This is a genomic window from Intrasporangium sp., from assembly GCF_035280925.1.
Lineage (GTDB): Bacteria > Actinomycetota > Actinomycetes > Actinomycetales > Dermatophilaceae > Intrasporangium.
In genome coordinates, this window is the sequence record NZ_DATEEY010000043.1 from 1 (window position 1) to 15,427 (window position 15,427).

A 15,427-nucleotide genomic window follows, 5' to 3' on the forward strand; every position below is an offset into this window, starting at 1 on the left:
GAACTCCTCAGGCACGCCGGACACCTTTGCGCTGATGACCGACCGGTAGAAGTCCAGGTAGTCCAGCAGTAGGCCCCGAAGGTCATCAGATGAAGCGGGTTCTGGAAGCGTCATCTCCCACCATCGCAGTTCTGCCTGCCCGACACCACAATGTTTGGTGGCCTCGTTCATGGGCGTGGCCACGACGGGTTCCCTTCAGCCGTTGCTTCGCGTGCGTCCTACGACAGCCAGTCAAGTCGCTCCGAATCCAAGGCACAAGCATGCTGCTTCTGGCGTCGCGATGTCCTGGCCCAGACCCGGTGCTCGAGGTCGCCGCAGCCGGCTGTTGCAGACGTGGCGGAAGTGTGACCGTGGTTGCGCTGGAAGCGAGCTCAGCGGCATACGATCATGTTCGAGGCGGATGTTGCGCTCAGGAAACGTGCGCACCGAGCGACGCCAAGTGCTGTGCGGCGTACGCACGCCATGGTCGCCACGCCTCAGCGCGTCTTCGGAGTCGGGGCGCCTGTCGGGGCAGGCCGACCGTCCGAGCACCGCTGGTCACCCGCTGGTCGATGGGAAAGGCATCGGGGTCACCGAGCCCCAAGTGGCCGACCTGGTCGATGTGGAGCCTCGTGACGCCGGGGAGCGCGCTGAGACTGGCGCGTACGTCCGTCCAGTCCGATCCGACGTCGAGGTCCAACGATCCCTCCGCCAGTGCATTGAGCAGCGCCGTGAAGGAACCGCGCGACCGCGTCGGCACGCCGATCACCGCGGGGTCCTGGGCCGCGAGGGTCTGGGCACTGGGGAACACGAGCATGGCACCGCGCGTGTCCTCGACCTGCTCTCCGCACTGGGCCACGAGCTGGGCAAGGCGGCGCCTCGTCGCCCGCGCGGACGGCGGTCCGAGCAGCAGGCGGGTGACGAGCTCCGCACCATCGACGACGTGCGGGACGCGCCTCCCCGGATGACGCGAGACCAGTGGGGCCAGTCGAGGGTCCCGGCTGAACAGCTGGTCCGCCGCAACCGGGTCGGCGTCGAGGTCGAGCATCCAGCGGCACCGGCTGACCGTCAGGCCGAGGTCCTGCAGGTCACTGATGGCGAGATGGCAGTCGACATGGGCGGTGTGCGGTTCGAGCGTCACGATTCCACGCCCGTGTGGCAAGCGCAGCGCGCGCCGGTACGACTCCCGGGAGACATGCTCGAGACCGGGAATCGCCGTCATCGCCAGATCCGACAGCAGGCAGTCTGCCGAGAAGGGTGTGCGGAAGGGGAGACGCACGGTGATCGCTCCGACCGCCGTTCCCGTCCCACGGATCGCGTGCTGCCGTAGCTGCGAGGGTGTCATCGCGAAGACCGACCGCACGGTGTCGTTGAAGGACCGGATGCTGGCGAAACCGGCAGCCATTGCGATCTCGGCCATCCGCAAGGTGGTCGACTCGATGAGCATCCGAGCGGTCTGCGCTCGCTGGGCCCGTGCCAGAGCAAGCGGCCCGGCACCCAGCTCGGCGAGCAGGAGTCGCTCGAGCTGGCGCTGGCTGTAGCCAAGTCTGGCGGTCAGGCCCCAGACGCCCTCCCGATCGACGACCCCGTCCCGGATCAGGCGCATGGCACGGCCGACCACGTCCGCGCGGATGCTCCACTCCGGTGATCCGGGGCTCGCATCCGGTCGGCATCGCTTGCACGCCCGATAGCCGGCACGTTGGGCCGCTGCAGCGGTGGCAAAGAAGGTGTAGTGGCGGACCTTGGACGGCGGTGCAGGACAGCTCGGCCGACAGTAGATCCGGGTGCTGCTCACGGCGACGAAGAACCACCCGTCGAAGCGGGCGTCGCGGGCCCGAACGGCGCGCACACAGCCTTCGAAGTCCTGGTACACGACAGCAGTGTCCGTCCTTGCGCTGCGGCGCGGGTAGCAGGAAATCGACATCGACGTCGAACTGGATGTCGATGACGATTTCCTGCCAGACATCCACTGGCCTCGTTTGCTGCACTGGTTGTTCAACGAGCTGACCCGACAGGAGGGACCCGTGATCACGAACGTCGCGAAGGTCATTGTCCCCGTCGAGGACCCACAGACCGCGCTCGTCTTCTGGACCCGCATGGCTGGGTTTCTCCCGGTGCGCGACGAGACCTACGGGGATGAGCGCTGGATCGAGGTGAAACCACCCAACCAGGACCTGGTCCTGGTCCTCAGTCCGCGCCGGCCCGGTGAACCTCGACGGACGGTGCCCCACCACCTTCCCCATTCCGACCTGTTCTTCAACTGCACCGACATCCGGCGCACCTACGAAGAGCTCACTGCACGCGGTGTGACCTTCGCGGTGCCACCGCAGCGGCAGCATTTCGGGTGGTGGGCGTTGTTCGAGGACGGCGAGGCGACGCGGTATGCGCTCGGGCAATGGGACGATCGGGAGGGCCGCGATGGTCACTGAACCCGGTATCCGCCGACCCACAGCACCGTCAGCGCTGAACCCGCGCCGACTGCGACTCCTCGGGCTCACGATTGCGGCGCTCCTCGGGATCGTCCTCGTGTTCGCGGCAAGACGGCTCGAGGACGACGTCCCGCACCTCGTTGCCGGCACGCTTCCGGTGGACGACGACTTCGCCGTGCGCTACGTGCAGCATCCGGTCGTCGCATACCTGCACATCGGGTTGGGCGTCGTGTACCTGCTCGGGGCACCGCTTCAGCTCTCCCACGGGTTCCGCTCTCGCCACTACGCAGTGCACCGACGCCTGGGCCGGGTGCTGCTCACTGCCGGATTGCTGAGTGGGGTCTTCGCGCTCGTCTTCGGGCTCCCGCTCGCCTTCGGAGGGGTGTGGGAGGCCATCGCGACGGTGCTCTTCGGCAGTTGGCGAGCTCTGGCTGCGAACGACGCCGCATCCCGAGCATGCCATGACCTCATCGATCGAGCGCGCAGGTCCGGAACCCATGGGCTCTGCAGCCGCTCACTGTTGACAATCAAGTGAGGGAGGGAACCGATGTACCAACTCGTGGTCGTGGAGAACGTCTCGCTCGACGGCGTGATGCAGTCCCCCGGTCGACCGGATGAGGACACCCGCAATGGCTTCGACCTCGGCGGCTGGGCTGCCCAACGCCTTGCCGAGGACCCGGATGCAGCGCAGGCGTCCATGAGCGGACAGGCCAACACAGCAGCTCTGCTGTTCGGTCGGCGCACCTACTTCGACCTCGTCGGCCACTGGCTGTCCGCACCCGAGCCCAACCCGTTCGCGGAGATCCTGGCTCGCACGCCAAAGTACGTGGCCTCGCGCTCGTCCGTGGAAGAGCTGCCCCACCCGAACTCCACGCTGCTCACCGGCGAGGCCTCAGACACCGTCCGCGCGCTCAAGAGCGAGGGCGACGGCGACCTGGTGGTCCTCGGCAGCGGAGTGCTGGTGCGGGACCTGGCCGCCGCAGGCCTGGTCGACAGGTACGTCCTGACCACCATCCCGGTCGTCCTGGGCCGAGGATCCCGACTCTTCGAGGGCACGTCCATCTCCCTCGCCATGGAATCCAGCACGACGTCGCCCACCGGAATCGTGGTCGCCACCTATCGCGTCCTGCGCGACTGACCGGACGCCCCGATCCGTCCCTCGGCGCCTCGGGAGCGCAACGCCGCGCCAATTCCAGTTTGACCGGCGCGACGAGCCCCGGAGGATGGACCAATGGCACCCGTACGGCGTTTCGATCACGTTGGCAGCACCGTCGACCTGGCCGAGCGCCTCGACAGGACAGCAGGATGAGTGACGGCGTGCAGGCGGTCGTCTTCGACCTCGACGGCGTGCTGGTCGACTCCGAGGGCATCTGGGACGAGGTCCGCCGCGGGCTCGCCGCCGAGCATGACCGGGCGTGGCCCGATGATGCCACCGACCGGATGATGGGCATGAGCACCCAGGAGTGGTCGACCTACCTCGTCGACACCGTCGGAGTCCCGGGTCCCGCACCGGATGTGGCGCAGACCGTGATCGCCCGCATGGCGGATCGGTACCGAGAGCACCTGCCACTCTTACCCGGCGCGGTCGAAGCGGTACGCCGACTCGCGCAACGGTGGCCGCTCGGGCTCGCCTCGTCCTCGCCGCGTCGACTCATCGACGCCGTCCTCGCGGCGGCGAACCTCACCGACAACTTTCGGGTGACCATGTCGACGGAGCAGGTCGAGGAGGGCAAGCCATCTCCGCTGGTCTACCTGGCAGTCGCCAGACACCTCGATGTCGCGCCGGAAACCGTGGTGGCGATTGAGGACTCGAGCAACGGTCTACGTTCGGCATCCGGCGCTGGCATGCACCTCATCGCGGTGCCGCGGCCGGCGTTCCCACCGGCTCCCGACGCGCTGTCACTGGCCGACGCAGTGTTGGAGCACCTCGACGACGTCACGGTCGACCTCGTCGCGTCCCTGGCCCTCGGCGCGTAGCTGGCAGGCTCGCCGACCGAGGCGCCTGCTTCCAGAAGCCGCCAGGCCCCGGGATCGGCCGAGGACGATGTGAGGATGTGTGCATGACCCTGAACCTGCTCGACCGCTTGGGACACCTGTCGACGACGAGCCTGGTGGACGCGGCACCGTGGCTCCGCGTGCTGACGCCCGCCATCCGGCCACTCGTGCCGGGTCGCCACGCCGTCGGGCGCATCGTCACCGCGAAAGCCCACCGCGACCTCATGTCCGTCATCCACGCGCTCCGCGAGGCAGGCCCCGGGGATGTCCTCGTCGTGGACGCTGGTGGTGACGACCGCGCAGTCGCGGGCGAGCTCTTCGCCACAGAGGCGCAGCGCCGCGGCCTCGCCGCGCTCGTGATCCACGGCCGGTGTCGCGACAGCGCCACCCTCGCCAGACTGACGTTGCCCGTGTGGGCCACCGGAGTCGCACCCAATGCGTATGCCGCTCAGGCCCTTCCCGAGACCGGTGTCGTCCTTGACGTGGCTGGGGTCTCCATCGAGCCGGGCGGGCTGATCGTCGGGGACGACGACGGCCTCGTCATCGGCTCGGACGCGGAGCTCGCGGCAGCCGTCGACAAGGCCGAAGCAATCGAGGCACGCGAGAAGAGCCTCCAGGCTCGGATGCTCAATGGCACCTCGCTCTTCGACGTCATGAACTACGACGAGCACCTGGCCGCGTTGCGCGAAGGGCGCCCCGCTGGGTTGACCTTCCAGTCCGAACCGCATTGACAGAGGAGGGACCCAGGTGACCGCCTTCGCCCGACGAGCCGAGCGCATCCAGCCATCTGCGATCCGCGAGTTCCTCGCTCTCGCAGGAGACCCCGGGATCACGTCCTTTGCGGGCGGATACCCGGACCCGACGCTCTTCCCCATGGGCGAGCTGCACAAGATCTACGACGACCTGCTGACCCCGGACAATGCGTCGGCCCTGCAGTACACCGCCTCGGACGGCCTCCCCGAGCTGCGCGCCCAGGTGGCCGCCCGGCTCACGGCGGACGGCATGCCGAGCACCGCCGACGACGTCCTCATCACCCAGGGCGGACAGCAGGGTCTCGACCTGACCGCCAAGCTCTTCGTCGACGCGGGTGACGTCATCGTCACCGAGCGGCCCACCTTCCTCGGCGCGCTCATCGCGTTCAACCCGTGCGAGCCGCGCTATGTCTCGGTTCCCATGGACGAGGAGGGGATGGACGTCGACGCCCTCGAGCAGGTGCTGCGCACGACCGAGCGCGTCAAGCTCATCTACACCGTGCCGGACTTCCAGAACCCCACGGGGCGGACGCTGGGCCTCGCCCGCCGGCGCCGGCTCGTCGAGCTCGCCGAGGAGTTCGACGTCGTCATCCTCGAGGACACGCCCTATCGCGAGCTGCGCTACGAGGGAGAGCGGGTGCCGTCGGTCAAGAGCCTCGACACCTCGGGCCGGGTCGTCCACCTCGGCAGCTTCTCGAAGATCCTGGCCCCCGGACTCCGGCTCGGCTGGGTCCTGGCCGCGCCGGAGGTACTGGAGAAGCTGTCCCTCCTCAAGCTCGCCGCCGACACCCAGAACGGCACCCTCAACATGCGCGCGGCCGCGGCGTACCTCGCCGGCTTCGACATCGAGAGCCACATCGCGTCGATGCTGCCGACGTACCGCAGCAAGCGCGACCTCATGCTGAGGACCGTCGCGGAGCACTTCCCTGACGGCATCACCTGGACGCAAGCGCAAGGGGGCCTCTTCACCTGGGTGACCTTCCCGGAACGTCTTGATGTCGCAGCGTTCCAGCGCGACCTCCTCATCCCCCGCGCCGGCGTCATCGTCGTGCCCGGCGCCCCGTTCTTTGCCGAGCGCCCGGAGGCGCACCACGCGCGAATGAGCTTCTCGGGAGTCCCCGATGACCGGCTCGTCTCCGGCGTGCGGGCCATGGGCGGGCTGCTCCGGGAGGCCTTGAGCTGACAGGTGGGCACGAGCCGGTGCAGCGCGACGACGTCCCTGCGTCAGGAGTAGGCCGCGACGAGAGCGGCGCTGCGGCTCTTCATGCGCCTGGCCGGCTCCTCCGAGGAGGACATCGCAGGCGCCGAGGCGGCACCGGTGTGGACGACTCTGCTGGCTCTCGCGCCGACGCTGCGCTACGACGCCGCGTGCCTCGGCGACGGACCGCCGCCGGCGGAACGGCTCGCCGCGGTGACCCAGCCCGTGCTCCTCATGACCGGTGCGCGTGTCGACCCACTCCTCGGGCCGATCGTGGCGGCGTTCTATACGGACCCGTGGAAGGTCACGAGCCTCAGCGCATCGACTGGCGGATGACGGTCTTCGCCGTGCCCGTCGACCATGAGAAACGCCATCTCGAGCACGTCGACCACGACAGCGTGCGCGAGGGCGCGTACCACGCTCGCAGCTCGCGCCTGAAGCTTGTGCACGTGGTCATCGGACGTGGCTGAGTCAACGACCGACAGCCGTGCTACTCGCGGGTCGACGTCAGCGTGGTTCGGAGGTGGTCCTCGAACCCGTCGTAGGCGGCCGCCACGTCGTCCAGATCCAGCTGTGATGGCAGCTCGTCGATGCGCTGGTGCTCCAAGAGGTACGACATGCTCGCCCGGACGACCTCCGCCTCCGTGGCACCGGGCACCTCGAGCCGCTCCATGAAGCCGGGGTCCACGTAGAACCGCGTCGCCACCGCGTCGCCGGACTCTTCACCTCGCACGAGGAAGTAGTGCTCTCCGAAGGGCTCCACGCTCGAGGGGTCACTCATGCCACAAGGGTAGTGCGTCTCCGCGTGGCGCGACCGGGCCGGGGAGCCCGCGGGCGCCCAGTGTGAGCCGCTTCCCACTCGTGGATCCGGTCGTCCCGGGCGCGGGCCCACGACATTGTCGATCGAGTGAACAGCCTCGGGGCCGAACGCTGTTCACTCGATTGGCGGGGATCAGGCCTCGCCGGACTCGAGCGCACGAGCGGCGAGGTGTGGGCGTCTGGCCTCGACGCCGGCCATGCCCCACCGAACGGCGGCGACCCCCAGCCGACCCAGTGGCTGCGCGAGGCCCCGCGCCACGACGGTGGGCACGGGAATGCGGAGCATCGCTCGCGCCCAATCGGGCAGCAGTGACACTCCGCCAGAGGCGAGCGTCCCGTAGCCGGGCCGTGCGACGAACGGCAGCGGCGGCTCGAGCAGGAGGAACCGGGCCGCTTCCCGCGCGGCTGCGGTCCCCTCGAGCTCCGGCCGGTAGGACTGGAGGACGCGGCGCAGGCCGAGCGCGTCGGTCGGGGGTCCGGGGACGCCGAGCAGGCGCGCCGCTACAGCTGTCTGCTCGACATAGCGGTCCGTCTCGCGCGGGGTCAAGGGCTGGGCACCGAACGCCTGGTACGCGCGGAGGAAGGAGTCGATCTCGGCGACGTGGACCCAGAGGAGCAGGTGCGGGTCGCTGGCCCGGTAGGCGCGTCCGCGCTCGTCGCGACCTCGGACCCGCTCGTGGATCGCACGCACCTTGGCGACTGCGGCCTCGGCGTCCTCGATCGTGCCGTACGTCGTCGTCGCGATGTAGTGACTCGTCCGCTGCAGGCGCCCCCACGGGTCGCTCTTGTAGCCGCTGTGCCCCGCCACACCGGCCATGGCCAGGGGGTGCAGCGACTGAAGGAGCAGGGATGCAATCCCGCCGGCGAACATCGAGGCATCAGCGTGCACGCGCCAGATGGGATCCTCCGGCGTGAACCAGCGAGCGCCCGGGGTGCCCCAGATCCGCTGGGCCCGCTCCGGGGCGTCCTCGCCGGCCACACGCGCCCGGAGCGCCAGGCCAAGACGCCGCTGCACGAGCCGGCTGACGTTGTCCACAACCACGTGCCCACACTACGTCGACCGCGCCACCTGCCAAGTCGTATGCCGCTGGGCTGGGACCCCGCGGACGTGCCGTCTCGTGGCGAACCAGTGCGTCAGCACTGGCTCGGCTCGGTGGTGGCGATGCCGCTCAGGACCGTTTCCAGCATCCGCTCGAACTCTGTGTCGCCACCGAAGCCCGCTTGCAGGGGCGACAGGCTCGCGAGCGTCGGGTAGTGCGCGGGGTAGAAGTCCGGTTGGGCGGCGCCCGTCGCCGGCTCGTCGGCGCCGACCGGATCCGTTTTCAGGGTGGCGAGCAGATACCCGTTGAGGAAGCCGAAGAGGACCAGGGGGGCGTCCGCGATGGTCTGGTCCGCGAGCTCGGCGCGGCGCATCGCCGCGGTCAGCCGCTCGACGGCTTCGAGGGCGGTGGCCGACGTCTGCGCGCGCGTCGCCAACAGCGGGAAGACCCGCGGATGGCGTATCGCCATGTCTCGGTAGCCGCGCGCCATCTCCCGCGCGACGTCCATCCAGTCGTCCGGCCAGGCGGCTGAGGCAGCCGTGGCCTCGGTCACGACGGCCTCGGAGATGGCGTCGAGCAGCGCCGCCTTGCCCTTGATGTGGTTGTAGATCGACATCGGGTCGACGCCGAGCTCGGCTGCCAGGCGTCGGACACCAAAGGCCGCGAGGCCGTGGCGATCGACGAGGTCCACGGCAGCGTCGGCGATCCGGTCGCGGCTCAGTCCGGCCGGTTGTCCACGTGAGCGTCTCGTCACCGAAGGTCCTATCGCGTTGCAATCTACGCCGTCGGTTCCTATCCTAGAGAGGGTCAGAAAATCTACAGCGTAGGTAGGACCGGGCCCGAGGAGCGGCCGATGCCTGCAGGAGGAGAACCACTCATGACCGAGACCCGTCTTCAGCAGTCAGCCATTGGCGCCATGTGCGCGGGCCTGGCGCTCACCGTTGTCGCCGCCATCGTCCCGTTCGTCGACCGGGCCACCGGCAACGTGCTGGGGGAGCACCTCCGGTCCGGCTACCCGGCCTACTCTCAGGAACGCATCGACTCCGCCGTGATGACGTGGCAGGTCTACCTGTCGGTTCTCGGAGGGCTCGGCCTCATCTGCTGGGTCCTGACTATTCGGGCAGTGCAGGCCGGCAAGCGGTGGGTGCGCGGCGTCGCGACGTCGATCTTCGCTCTCGGCGCCAGTGTTGCCCTGTTCAACCTGCTCGTGAGGGACACCTCCGGGGACACGGGGCTGCCGCCACTGATCGGTTGGGTCGGGATGCTCCCGGCCCTCGCGGGGGTCGTGGCGATCACCCTGCTCTGGCGGGCGCCCCGGGCGACCTCTCCGGCCTGAGCCATGGAGACCGTCATCCGGGCGCTGGCCCACCACGCCGGTACCCTCAAGCGCCGGCTCTACGACGGCGGTCGTCCGGGCGCCCTCATGCGGGCGATCAACCGGGTGGACGCGCGGCTCTATGCCTCGGGTCTTCTCTCCCCGCGACATGCGTCGACTCTGGAGGTGGTGGGACGGAGCACGGGACGGCCCGTGTCCGTGCCGGTCGCCATTGCCGAGCACGACGGGGAGCGCTACCTCGTGTCGATGCTGGGCCCACAAGCGAACTGGGTCCGCAACGTCAAGGCCGCGGGTGGCCACGCCGTCCTGCGCCGGGGCGACCGCGAGAAGGTCACGCTGGAGGAGATGCCGGTGGGCCAGCGAGCGCCCGTGCTCCGTCGGTATCTGGCCGTGGCGCCCGGCGCCCGGCCGCACATTCCCGTGGACCGTCGCGCGCCGCTGTCGGAGTTCGAGGCGATCGCCCACCGCTTCCCGGTCTTCCGGATTCGTCCACTCCGGTCGGCACCCGCGGAAACGCCCGAGCGCAAGCCGGCTCAGCGGCATACGGAATGAGGCGTATGCCGCTGGGCTGGGTTGGCAACGTCCGTGCTGTTCGCAGTCGCTCGGCCGGAGGGCCGGAGACGAACTCGGGTGCGGCCTGGCTGCCGCGTGAGGTTGGATCCCTGCATGGCGATCGTGATGTCCACGCCGAGCATCGACGGCCTCGCCGGGGTCGTCGATGTCGTGCGGGAGTGGCAGGTTGACGGGGTGCCGGTGCAGCTGCATCCAGGGGATCTGGGTTGGCACTGGCGGTTCGGCGCAGAGGCGACCGCGGCAGCGCTGCGGTTCTGGAGTCGTGACAGGCGGGTACTCGCCGTGGGGCTGGTCGACAGTCCGCGGCTTCTGCGACTCGCGGTCGCGCCCGAGGCGGAGCACGATGACGAGCTGGCCAGCCAGATGGTCGCTGACGTGAGTCGGCCAGAGCGTGGCGTCCTGCCAGAGGGGAACGTCTCGATCGAGGCGAGATTCGGAGCATCGTTCCGGCAGCTGCTGACCAGTGCCGGGTGGGAAGCCGACGAGCCGTGGACACCATTGCAGCGCGATCTCGCCGGGCCGGTGGAGGACTGCGGGCTGCGGGTCGAGGTCATCGGTCCGGAGCGGGCCAACGTCCGGGCCGAGGTGCAGCGCGCGGCCTTCGACAGATCGACGTTCACGGAGGAGCGCTGGCACGCGATGGCGAGTGGACCGGCGTACGGGGACGCCAGGTGTCTCGTCGCCCATGACGGCCACGACACACCGGTGGCGGTCGCGACGGTGTGGTCCGCCGGCCGCGGACGACCCGGGCTGCTCGAGCCGGTGGGCGTGCACCGTGACCATCGCGGTCGCGGCTACGGCACGGCGATCACCGTCGCCGCCGTTGCCACCCTGCGGGAACTCGGGTCGTCGAGTGCGTTCGTGTGCACCGCGAGCTCCAACGCCCGCGCTGTTGCCACGTACGTGTCAGCCGGTTTCCGACAGCTCCCTGACGTCGAGGACCTGCGCCGGACCGCCTGACGCCTCAGGCCACGCAGAGCTCGTATCCTTCCGGATCGTGCATCACACCGAGTACCGCTGCAGCCGGCCCCCGGGAGGCAGCCGGCCGTCGTCGATCGCGTCCCTGAGCTGGTCGTAGAGCTGCCTGCTCAGGCTGCGGTCATCACCGCGGTCGAGGAAGAGCTCCATCGGCGGCTCCCACGCCCGGTGCCCGGGCGGACCAACTTTGGTCTGGTCGTTGCGAGTGGCTTGGACCTGTTGAGGCTGCTAAGCGAGACGTAGCGTCGAAATGGTCAGCAGATACGCGACCGGAGGATTCACAGATGCCGGCGCGCCAGGTCGTGCGTGGCGAGTACGGCATCCACCGGGCATGAGCGCGCACCCCACCAGCACCGCAGAGCGAGACCCGATCACCTACCAACGAGGAGAGCATCATGACCGCTACGTACACCTTCGACGTCTTCTCCAGCCTCGACGGGTTCGCCGCTGCCGGCGGCGACTGGACCGGCTACTGGGGCAAGCAAGGCCCTGAACTGCTCGATCACCGCCTCGCGCTGTTCGACGAGGAGCAACGAATGGTTTTCGGAGCAAACACCTATCGGCTCTTTCGGGAGCTGTTTGCCTCGAGCTCCGAGGAGGCTGTCGGTGACCCCTGGGTCACTCGAATGCGGAACATGCCCGCAACGGTCATCTCATCGACACTCGAGGACCCGCTCGACTGGCCGAACGCGACGGTGGTGAGCGGTGACGCCGTGGATGTCGTCACCCGGCTCAAGAAGGAATCGGACGTGCCGTTGCGCTCGCACGGCAGCCTCTCCGTGAACCGGGCGCTGCTGTCCGCCGGACTGGTCGACTACGTGCAGGTGTCGCTCTTCCCCGTCATCACGGGCAAGACCGGCCTGGAGCCGATCTTCCAGGGCGCGGACGACTTCGACCTCGAGCTGGTCGAGAGCCGAACGCTCGACGGCCGCACCGAGGAACTCACCTACCGACCGACTCTGCACGCCTGATCCACAGCCGAGACCATCGGCGATGAGACGGGGAAGTCCTTCTACCGCTTGGCCACTCAGCCAAGCTCCGGAATAGCTTGCGCTGGAAGCGAGCCCAGCGGCATACGACATGGCTCGTGTCTTGCGCAAGAGCCCAGTCCGTATCAGGTTGTGCCAGAAAGGAACTGTCTGGAGGCGGCGCACCATGGACTTCTGTGTTCGTCGCGCCGAGCTCAGGGTCGCTCTCGTACAGCGACATCGGGTCGTCGGTCGCGGCCCGCAGCTCGAGTCGGGGTGTGGTGACATGCACGCCGAGAGCGGGGTGGCTGATCACGGCTCGACCGTACGGGACGCCGGACCGGGACGCACCAGAGATTCACGGCCCTTCCATGCGCGTCCCCGCCGCCCCATCGGCGCGGGGCCCTGCAAGACTCCAGCCATGCCCAGCGAGACAAGCCAGTACATTCTCCACCGGATCGGCACGGTGCTCGGTGGCCGCGATGAGTGGGTCGAGGACAACTGGTACGGAGTCACCGCGACCATCCGACTCGACGCGTCTCGATTCGACCCCGGCGCCGTCCAAGGTCTCGACGCGTTCTCGCACCTGGAGGTCGTCTTCCTGTTCGACCGCGTCGACCCCGCCAAGATCCGGACCGATCCTCGCCCATCGCGTGGCAACCCGCAGTGGCCACCGGTGGGAGTCTTCGCCGGGCACGGTCCGTTCCGGCCCAACCGGCTCGGCGTCTCGCGGTGCCGACTGCTCGGGATGGACGGGTTGGACCTGCACGTCGCCGATCTCGACGCGCTCGACCGCACGCCGGTCCTCGACATCAAGCCGTACATGCGGGAGTTCGAACCCATCGACCCCGTGTCGCAGCCGGGCTGGTCACGGGAGCTGATGCAGGACTACTACCGCGCGGACCGGTAACGGAACCAGCAGGCCGATGGACTTGGCTTCGGGGCTGAGCGAGCGCCTCGCGATCTCGGTGGACAAGGTTCCCCTCACGCTGACCAGGTAGGGACGATCGGCCACCGCAATTCAGCGCCGCCCGAGGACGGAGTGTTCCCCCGGAGACGCGCCGGACAGCCTGTGGAGCCGCACGTTCGAGGCTGCCGGGGGCGCGGTCGTAGTGCCCGGTCGTCCGCGGGTCGGCGTGCCGGGCGAGGACCTGTGCATCACGCGGGGGGACGCCGGCGTCGAGGGCGTTGGTGATCGTGGCGTGTCGCGGCCTCGAGGTGTCAGGTCACCAGCGGAAGCGCTCGGGACACGGTGATGCTGGTGTGCCCGGTGACATACCCGAGGTGTTCATTGAGGCGCAGCATCGGGGCATTGCCAGCTTGCGTCCAGGTGTAGACCTCTCCTACACCGTTGGCCGCAGCCCACTGCAGCGTCCGGCGCTTCAGATGTGACGCGATGCCACGGCCGCGCCACTCCCGCGACACTGCGGTCAGCGCGTTCTCGGCACGTTCGGGCCGGTCGGTGTCCCGGAAGAGACCCGCGCAGCCGATGACCTCGCCCTCGTGCAGCGCCAGGAACATCGGGTCGCCGGGCCAGGACGTGTTCCACTGCTCGGCGCTGATCTCCAGCGGCGTGTACGCGGCGAAGTCGGCGAGCACCTCTCGGCCGAACCTCTCAAAGCAGGCGGCCCACCGTTCCGGACGCTCGCTCAGCGTCACGACCTGCACACCCGCCGGCGGGGCGGCCGGCGGCCGTTCGTCGCCGACGACACGGACCTGTTCGATCTCACGGTCCATCTCGACGAAGCCGAAGTGGGCCGCGAAGGCCAGCGACTCCTCGTCGTCGACGTGGGCCCGTACGACCGGAAGGCCGAGACCGGTGCAGTGCTCGGCCAACGCTCGCAGGAGCACCGAGCCGACGCCCCGACGGCGAAACTCGGGATGAACCTGAGGGTCGACGAAACCGCCGCCGGCGAGCTCGGATCGATCGGCCAAGCCGGATCCGACCACCGTGCCGTCCATGACGGCGAGCAGCAGCAGCCGGCTCGAGGACTCCTGCGCACGAAGTTCGGCGACGGTGTCACAACGCTCGCCCGGCACGACGGCGATCCGGATCGCCCGCCATGCTCCGTAGTCAGCGTCGGTGGTGCAGACGGAAAGCTCCATCAACCAAACGATAGGTGTCCTCGTCCGCACTCTGGGCGATACGCGGCGGAAGGACTCACCTCGCAGACCACCGCTCAAGGAGTGGATCGCGGACGGACGAGAATGCCTGACCGATCAGGCAGCGCCCTCACTGGCGCCCTGACGCGGAAACTCCACCAGAGCCTGTCCGGCGATGCGCGCCATCATCCAGGAGTCCAACACCGCGCCGGCGCCTCCGCCCAGCAGCGGCATCCCGCGGCCGAGGTTCCAGAACAGGCGCTTGTTCACGCGACGCAGCAGACGGAAGAAGATGGCCTTGTTCACCAGCATCAGGGCCCCTGGCGGCATGAGGCGCAGTCCGATCCGCGACAGCTTGCCCGCTCCGAACCCTTCCTCGTTGAGCACCCGATCAGAGCGTGAGGCGACGAGGGTGAGCAGCACCGCGGTGCGCACCTCCGGTTGGCGCACATCGTAGCCACGGACGACAGCGATGGCCCCGACCATCCGAGTGGCCAACAGGTAGAACTCGGCAAGATTCACCGACAGCGCGACGGGCAGCGTCACGTAGCCGCCGACGCCGGTGACGAAACCGCCCACGGCACCGAGGGCGAGGTGGTCTCGCACCAGCGTCTCGATGGCTTCCTCGGAATCGTCGGCATCAGCCAGCGCGGCCTCGGCGATCAGCACCGCCGACCGGATCGGTCCGAGACCGTCGAGCCCCGTGTCGAGCACCACGCGGCCGAGCGGACCGGGATGCTCCTGACCGGCAGCCCGCAACGCCGACGCGGTGCGCCGCTCCGTCTCACCGGCCTTGGGCCTCAGCGACTCCAGCCAACCCATGCACCCGAGTGTGGCAGAACCAAGGATCCCAGATCCATCGCCCCATGCCCGTCCTCCAGTCGCTACCGGACGCTCATCGGCACGTGGTCAAATGCCTACGCCCGTCAGACGGCTACGGGACGCGACTCAGACAGCCCTTTTGGGATTCGTGTGCTGCCGGCGTCAACCGGCTGCGCATGGTCGATCTCAGCCACGATCGCGTGGCTATTGGACTACCGGACCTTCTGGACGATGGTCCTTTCGCGTGCATGCCATGGCCGGTGCGTGCGCCCGGCAGGCGGAATGACGCTCCGACGGATCGCGGCAGATCAGTGAGGCCGCGATTGGTTGCGGCGGCATCCTGATCTGCCCGGCGTCACAGATGTGACGGCACGCTGCCGGCGCGATCCTGGCTCGAGCTGGTGTGATGAAATCAGCCATGAGTTATGACTTCGC

The 15,427-nt window shown here is 68.8% G+C and carries 20 protein-coding genes; 12 read left to right on the forward strand and 8 right to left on the reverse strand.

Annotated features, from left to right (window positions below; genetic code table 11):
• Positions 1–183 (reverse strand): hypothetical protein (locus tag VJN29_RS04590; RefSeq protein WP_324142401.1); only part of this gene is annotated, 183 nt, incomplete at its 3' end.
• A gap of 226 nt (positions 184–409) precedes the next feature.
• Positions 410–1,852, reverse strand: coding sequence for a DNA-3-methyladenine glycosylase 2 family protein (locus VJN29_RS04595; RefSeq protein WP_324142402.1), 1,443 nt, complete (start codon positions 1,850–1,852; stop codon positions 410–412).
• A gap of 151 nt (positions 1,853–2,003) precedes the next feature.
• Between VJN29_RS04595 and VJN29_RS04600 the strand changes: the two genes are divergently transcribed.
• The 7 genes from VJN29_RS04600 (at position 2,004) to VJN29_RS04630 (ending at position 6,689) form a co-directional block, all read left to right on the forward strand.
• Positions 2,004–2,408: a VOC family protein gene (locus VJN29_RS04600; RefSeq protein WP_324142403.1), complete on the forward strand. Its 405-nt coding sequence runs from the start codon at positions 2,004–2,006 to the stop codon at positions 2,406–2,408.
• A complete protein-coding gene (locus tag VJN29_RS04605; protein ID WP_324142404.1) occupies positions 2,398–2,943 on the forward strand; it encodes a DUF2306 domain-containing protein in 546 nt (181 codons plus the stop codon). The genes VJN29_RS04600 and VJN29_RS04605 overlap by 11 nt, the downstream gene beginning before the upstream one ends.
• A 12-nt stretch (positions 2,944–2,955) precedes the next feature.
• On the forward strand, positions 2,956–3,546 hold the full coding sequence (locus VJN29_RS04610; protein ID WP_324142405.1) for a dihydrofolate reductase family protein: 591 nt from the start codon (positions 2,956–2,958) through the stop codon (positions 3,544–3,546).
• 167 nt (positions 3,547–3,713) lie between these two features.
• Positions 3,714–4,385 (forward strand): HAD family phosphatase, encoded by a 672-nt coding sequence (locus tag VJN29_RS04615; protein ID WP_324142406.1) that lies wholly within the window; start codon positions 3,714–3,716, stop codon positions 4,383–4,385.
• 83 nt (positions 4,386–4,468) lie between these two features.
• Positions 4,469–5,134: a hypothetical protein gene (locus VJN29_RS04620; RefSeq protein ID WP_324142407.1), complete on the forward strand. Its 666-nt coding sequence runs from the start codon at positions 4,469–4,471 to the stop codon at positions 5,132–5,134.
• Between the two features lie 16 nt (positions 5,135–5,150).
• Positions 5,151–6,338: a PLP-dependent aminotransferase family protein gene (locus tag VJN29_RS04625; protein ID WP_324142408.1), complete on the forward strand. Its 1,188-nt coding sequence runs from the start codon at positions 5,151–5,153 to the stop codon at positions 6,336–6,338.
• A gap of 81 nt (positions 6,339–6,419) precedes the next feature.
• Complete coding sequence (locus tag VJN29_RS04630; protein WP_324142409.1) at positions 6,420–6,689, forward strand: hypothetical protein; 270 nt, start codon at positions 6,420–6,422, stop codon at positions 6,687–6,689.
• Between the two features lie 154 nt (positions 6,690–6,843).
• On the opposite strand, the gene VJN29_RS04635 is transcribed toward VJN29_RS04630, so the two are convergent.
• The 3 genes from VJN29_RS04635 to VJN29_RS04645 all read right to left on the reverse strand — a co-directional run bounded on the left by VJN29_RS04635 (position 6,844) and on the right by VJN29_RS04645 (position 8,966).
• The gene (locus tag VJN29_RS04635; protein ID WP_324142410.1) at positions 6,844–7,134 is read right to left on the reverse strand and encodes a hypothetical protein; all 291 of its coding nucleotides are present in this window, start codon (positions 7,132–7,134) and stop codon (positions 6,844–6,846) included.
• A 171-nt stretch (positions 7,135–7,305) separates the two neighbouring features.
• Positions 7,306–8,214, reverse strand: coding sequence for an oxygenase MpaB family protein (locus VJN29_RS04640; RefSeq protein WP_324142411.1), 909 nt, complete (start codon positions 8,212–8,214; stop codon positions 7,306–7,308).
• 92 nt (positions 8,215–8,306) lie between these two features.
• Complete coding sequence (locus VJN29_RS04645; protein WP_324142412.1) at positions 8,307–8,966, reverse strand: TetR/AcrR family transcriptional regulator; 660 nt, start codon at positions 8,964–8,966, stop codon at positions 8,307–8,309.
• Positions 8,967–9,089: 123 nt separating this feature from the next.
• On the opposite strand from VJN29_RS04645, the gene VJN29_RS04650 reads away from it, so the two are divergent.
• From VJN29_RS04650 to VJN29_RS04660, 3 genes are all read left to right on the forward strand, one after another.
• Positions 9,090–9,548 (forward strand): hypothetical protein, encoded by a 459-nt coding sequence (locus tag VJN29_RS04650; RefSeq protein WP_324142413.1) that lies wholly within the window; start codon positions 9,090–9,092, stop codon positions 9,546–9,548.
• A gap of 3 nt (positions 9,549–9,551) precedes the next feature.
• Positions 9,552–10,100 (forward strand): nitroreductase family deazaflavin-dependent oxidoreductase, encoded by a 549-nt coding sequence (locus tag VJN29_RS04655; RefSeq protein WP_324142414.1) that lies wholly within the window; start codon positions 9,552–9,554, stop codon positions 10,098–10,100.
• Between the two features lie 114 nt (positions 10,101–10,214).
• The gene (locus tag VJN29_RS04660) at positions 10,215–11,081 is read left to right on the forward strand and encodes a GNAT family N-acetyltransferase (RefSeq protein WP_324142415.1); all 867 of its coding nucleotides are present in this window, start codon (positions 10,215–10,217) and stop codon (positions 11,079–11,081) included.
• A 42-nt stretch (positions 11,082–11,123) separates the two neighbouring features.
• On the opposite strand, the gene VJN29_RS04665 is transcribed toward VJN29_RS04660, so the two are convergent.
• On the reverse strand, positions 11,124–11,249 hold the full coding sequence (locus tag VJN29_RS04665) for a hypothetical protein (protein WP_324142416.1): 126 nt from the start codon (positions 11,247–11,249) through the stop codon (positions 11,124–11,126).
• A 245-nt stretch (positions 11,250–11,494) separates the two neighbouring features.
• Here VJN29_RS04665 and VJN29_RS04670 point away from each other — a divergent pair, with 245 nt between their 5' ends.
• Both VJN29_RS04670 and VJN29_RS04675 read left to right on the forward strand, forming a co-directional pair.
• The gene (locus VJN29_RS04670; RefSeq protein ID WP_324142417.1) at positions 11,495–12,070 is read left to right on the forward strand and encodes a dihydrofolate reductase family protein; all 576 of its coding nucleotides are present in this window, start codon (positions 11,495–11,497) and stop codon (positions 12,068–12,070) included.
• Positions 12,071–12,488: 418 nt separating this feature from the next.
• Positions 12,489–12,977 (forward strand): SAM-dependent methyltransferase, encoded by a 489-nt coding sequence (locus tag VJN29_RS04675; protein WP_324142418.1) that lies wholly within the window; start codon positions 12,489–12,491, stop codon positions 12,975–12,977.
• Between the two features lie 311 nt (positions 12,978–13,288).
• Here VJN29_RS04675 and VJN29_RS04680 read toward each other — a convergent pair whose 3' ends face one another.
• Together VJN29_RS04680 and VJN29_RS04685 are read right to left on the reverse strand one after the other, a co-directional pair.
• Positions 13,289–14,173, reverse strand: a complete 885-nt coding sequence (locus VJN29_RS04680; protein ID WP_324142419.1) for a GNAT family N-acetyltransferase — start codon at positions 14,171–14,173, stop codon at positions 13,289–13,291.
• Between the two features lie 114 nt (positions 14,174–14,287).
• On the reverse strand, positions 14,288–14,887 hold the full coding sequence (locus VJN29_RS04685) for a hypothetical protein (protein WP_324142420.1): 600 nt from the start codon (positions 14,885–14,887) through the stop codon (positions 14,288–14,290).
• Positions 14,888–15,427: the final 540 nt, after the last annotated feature.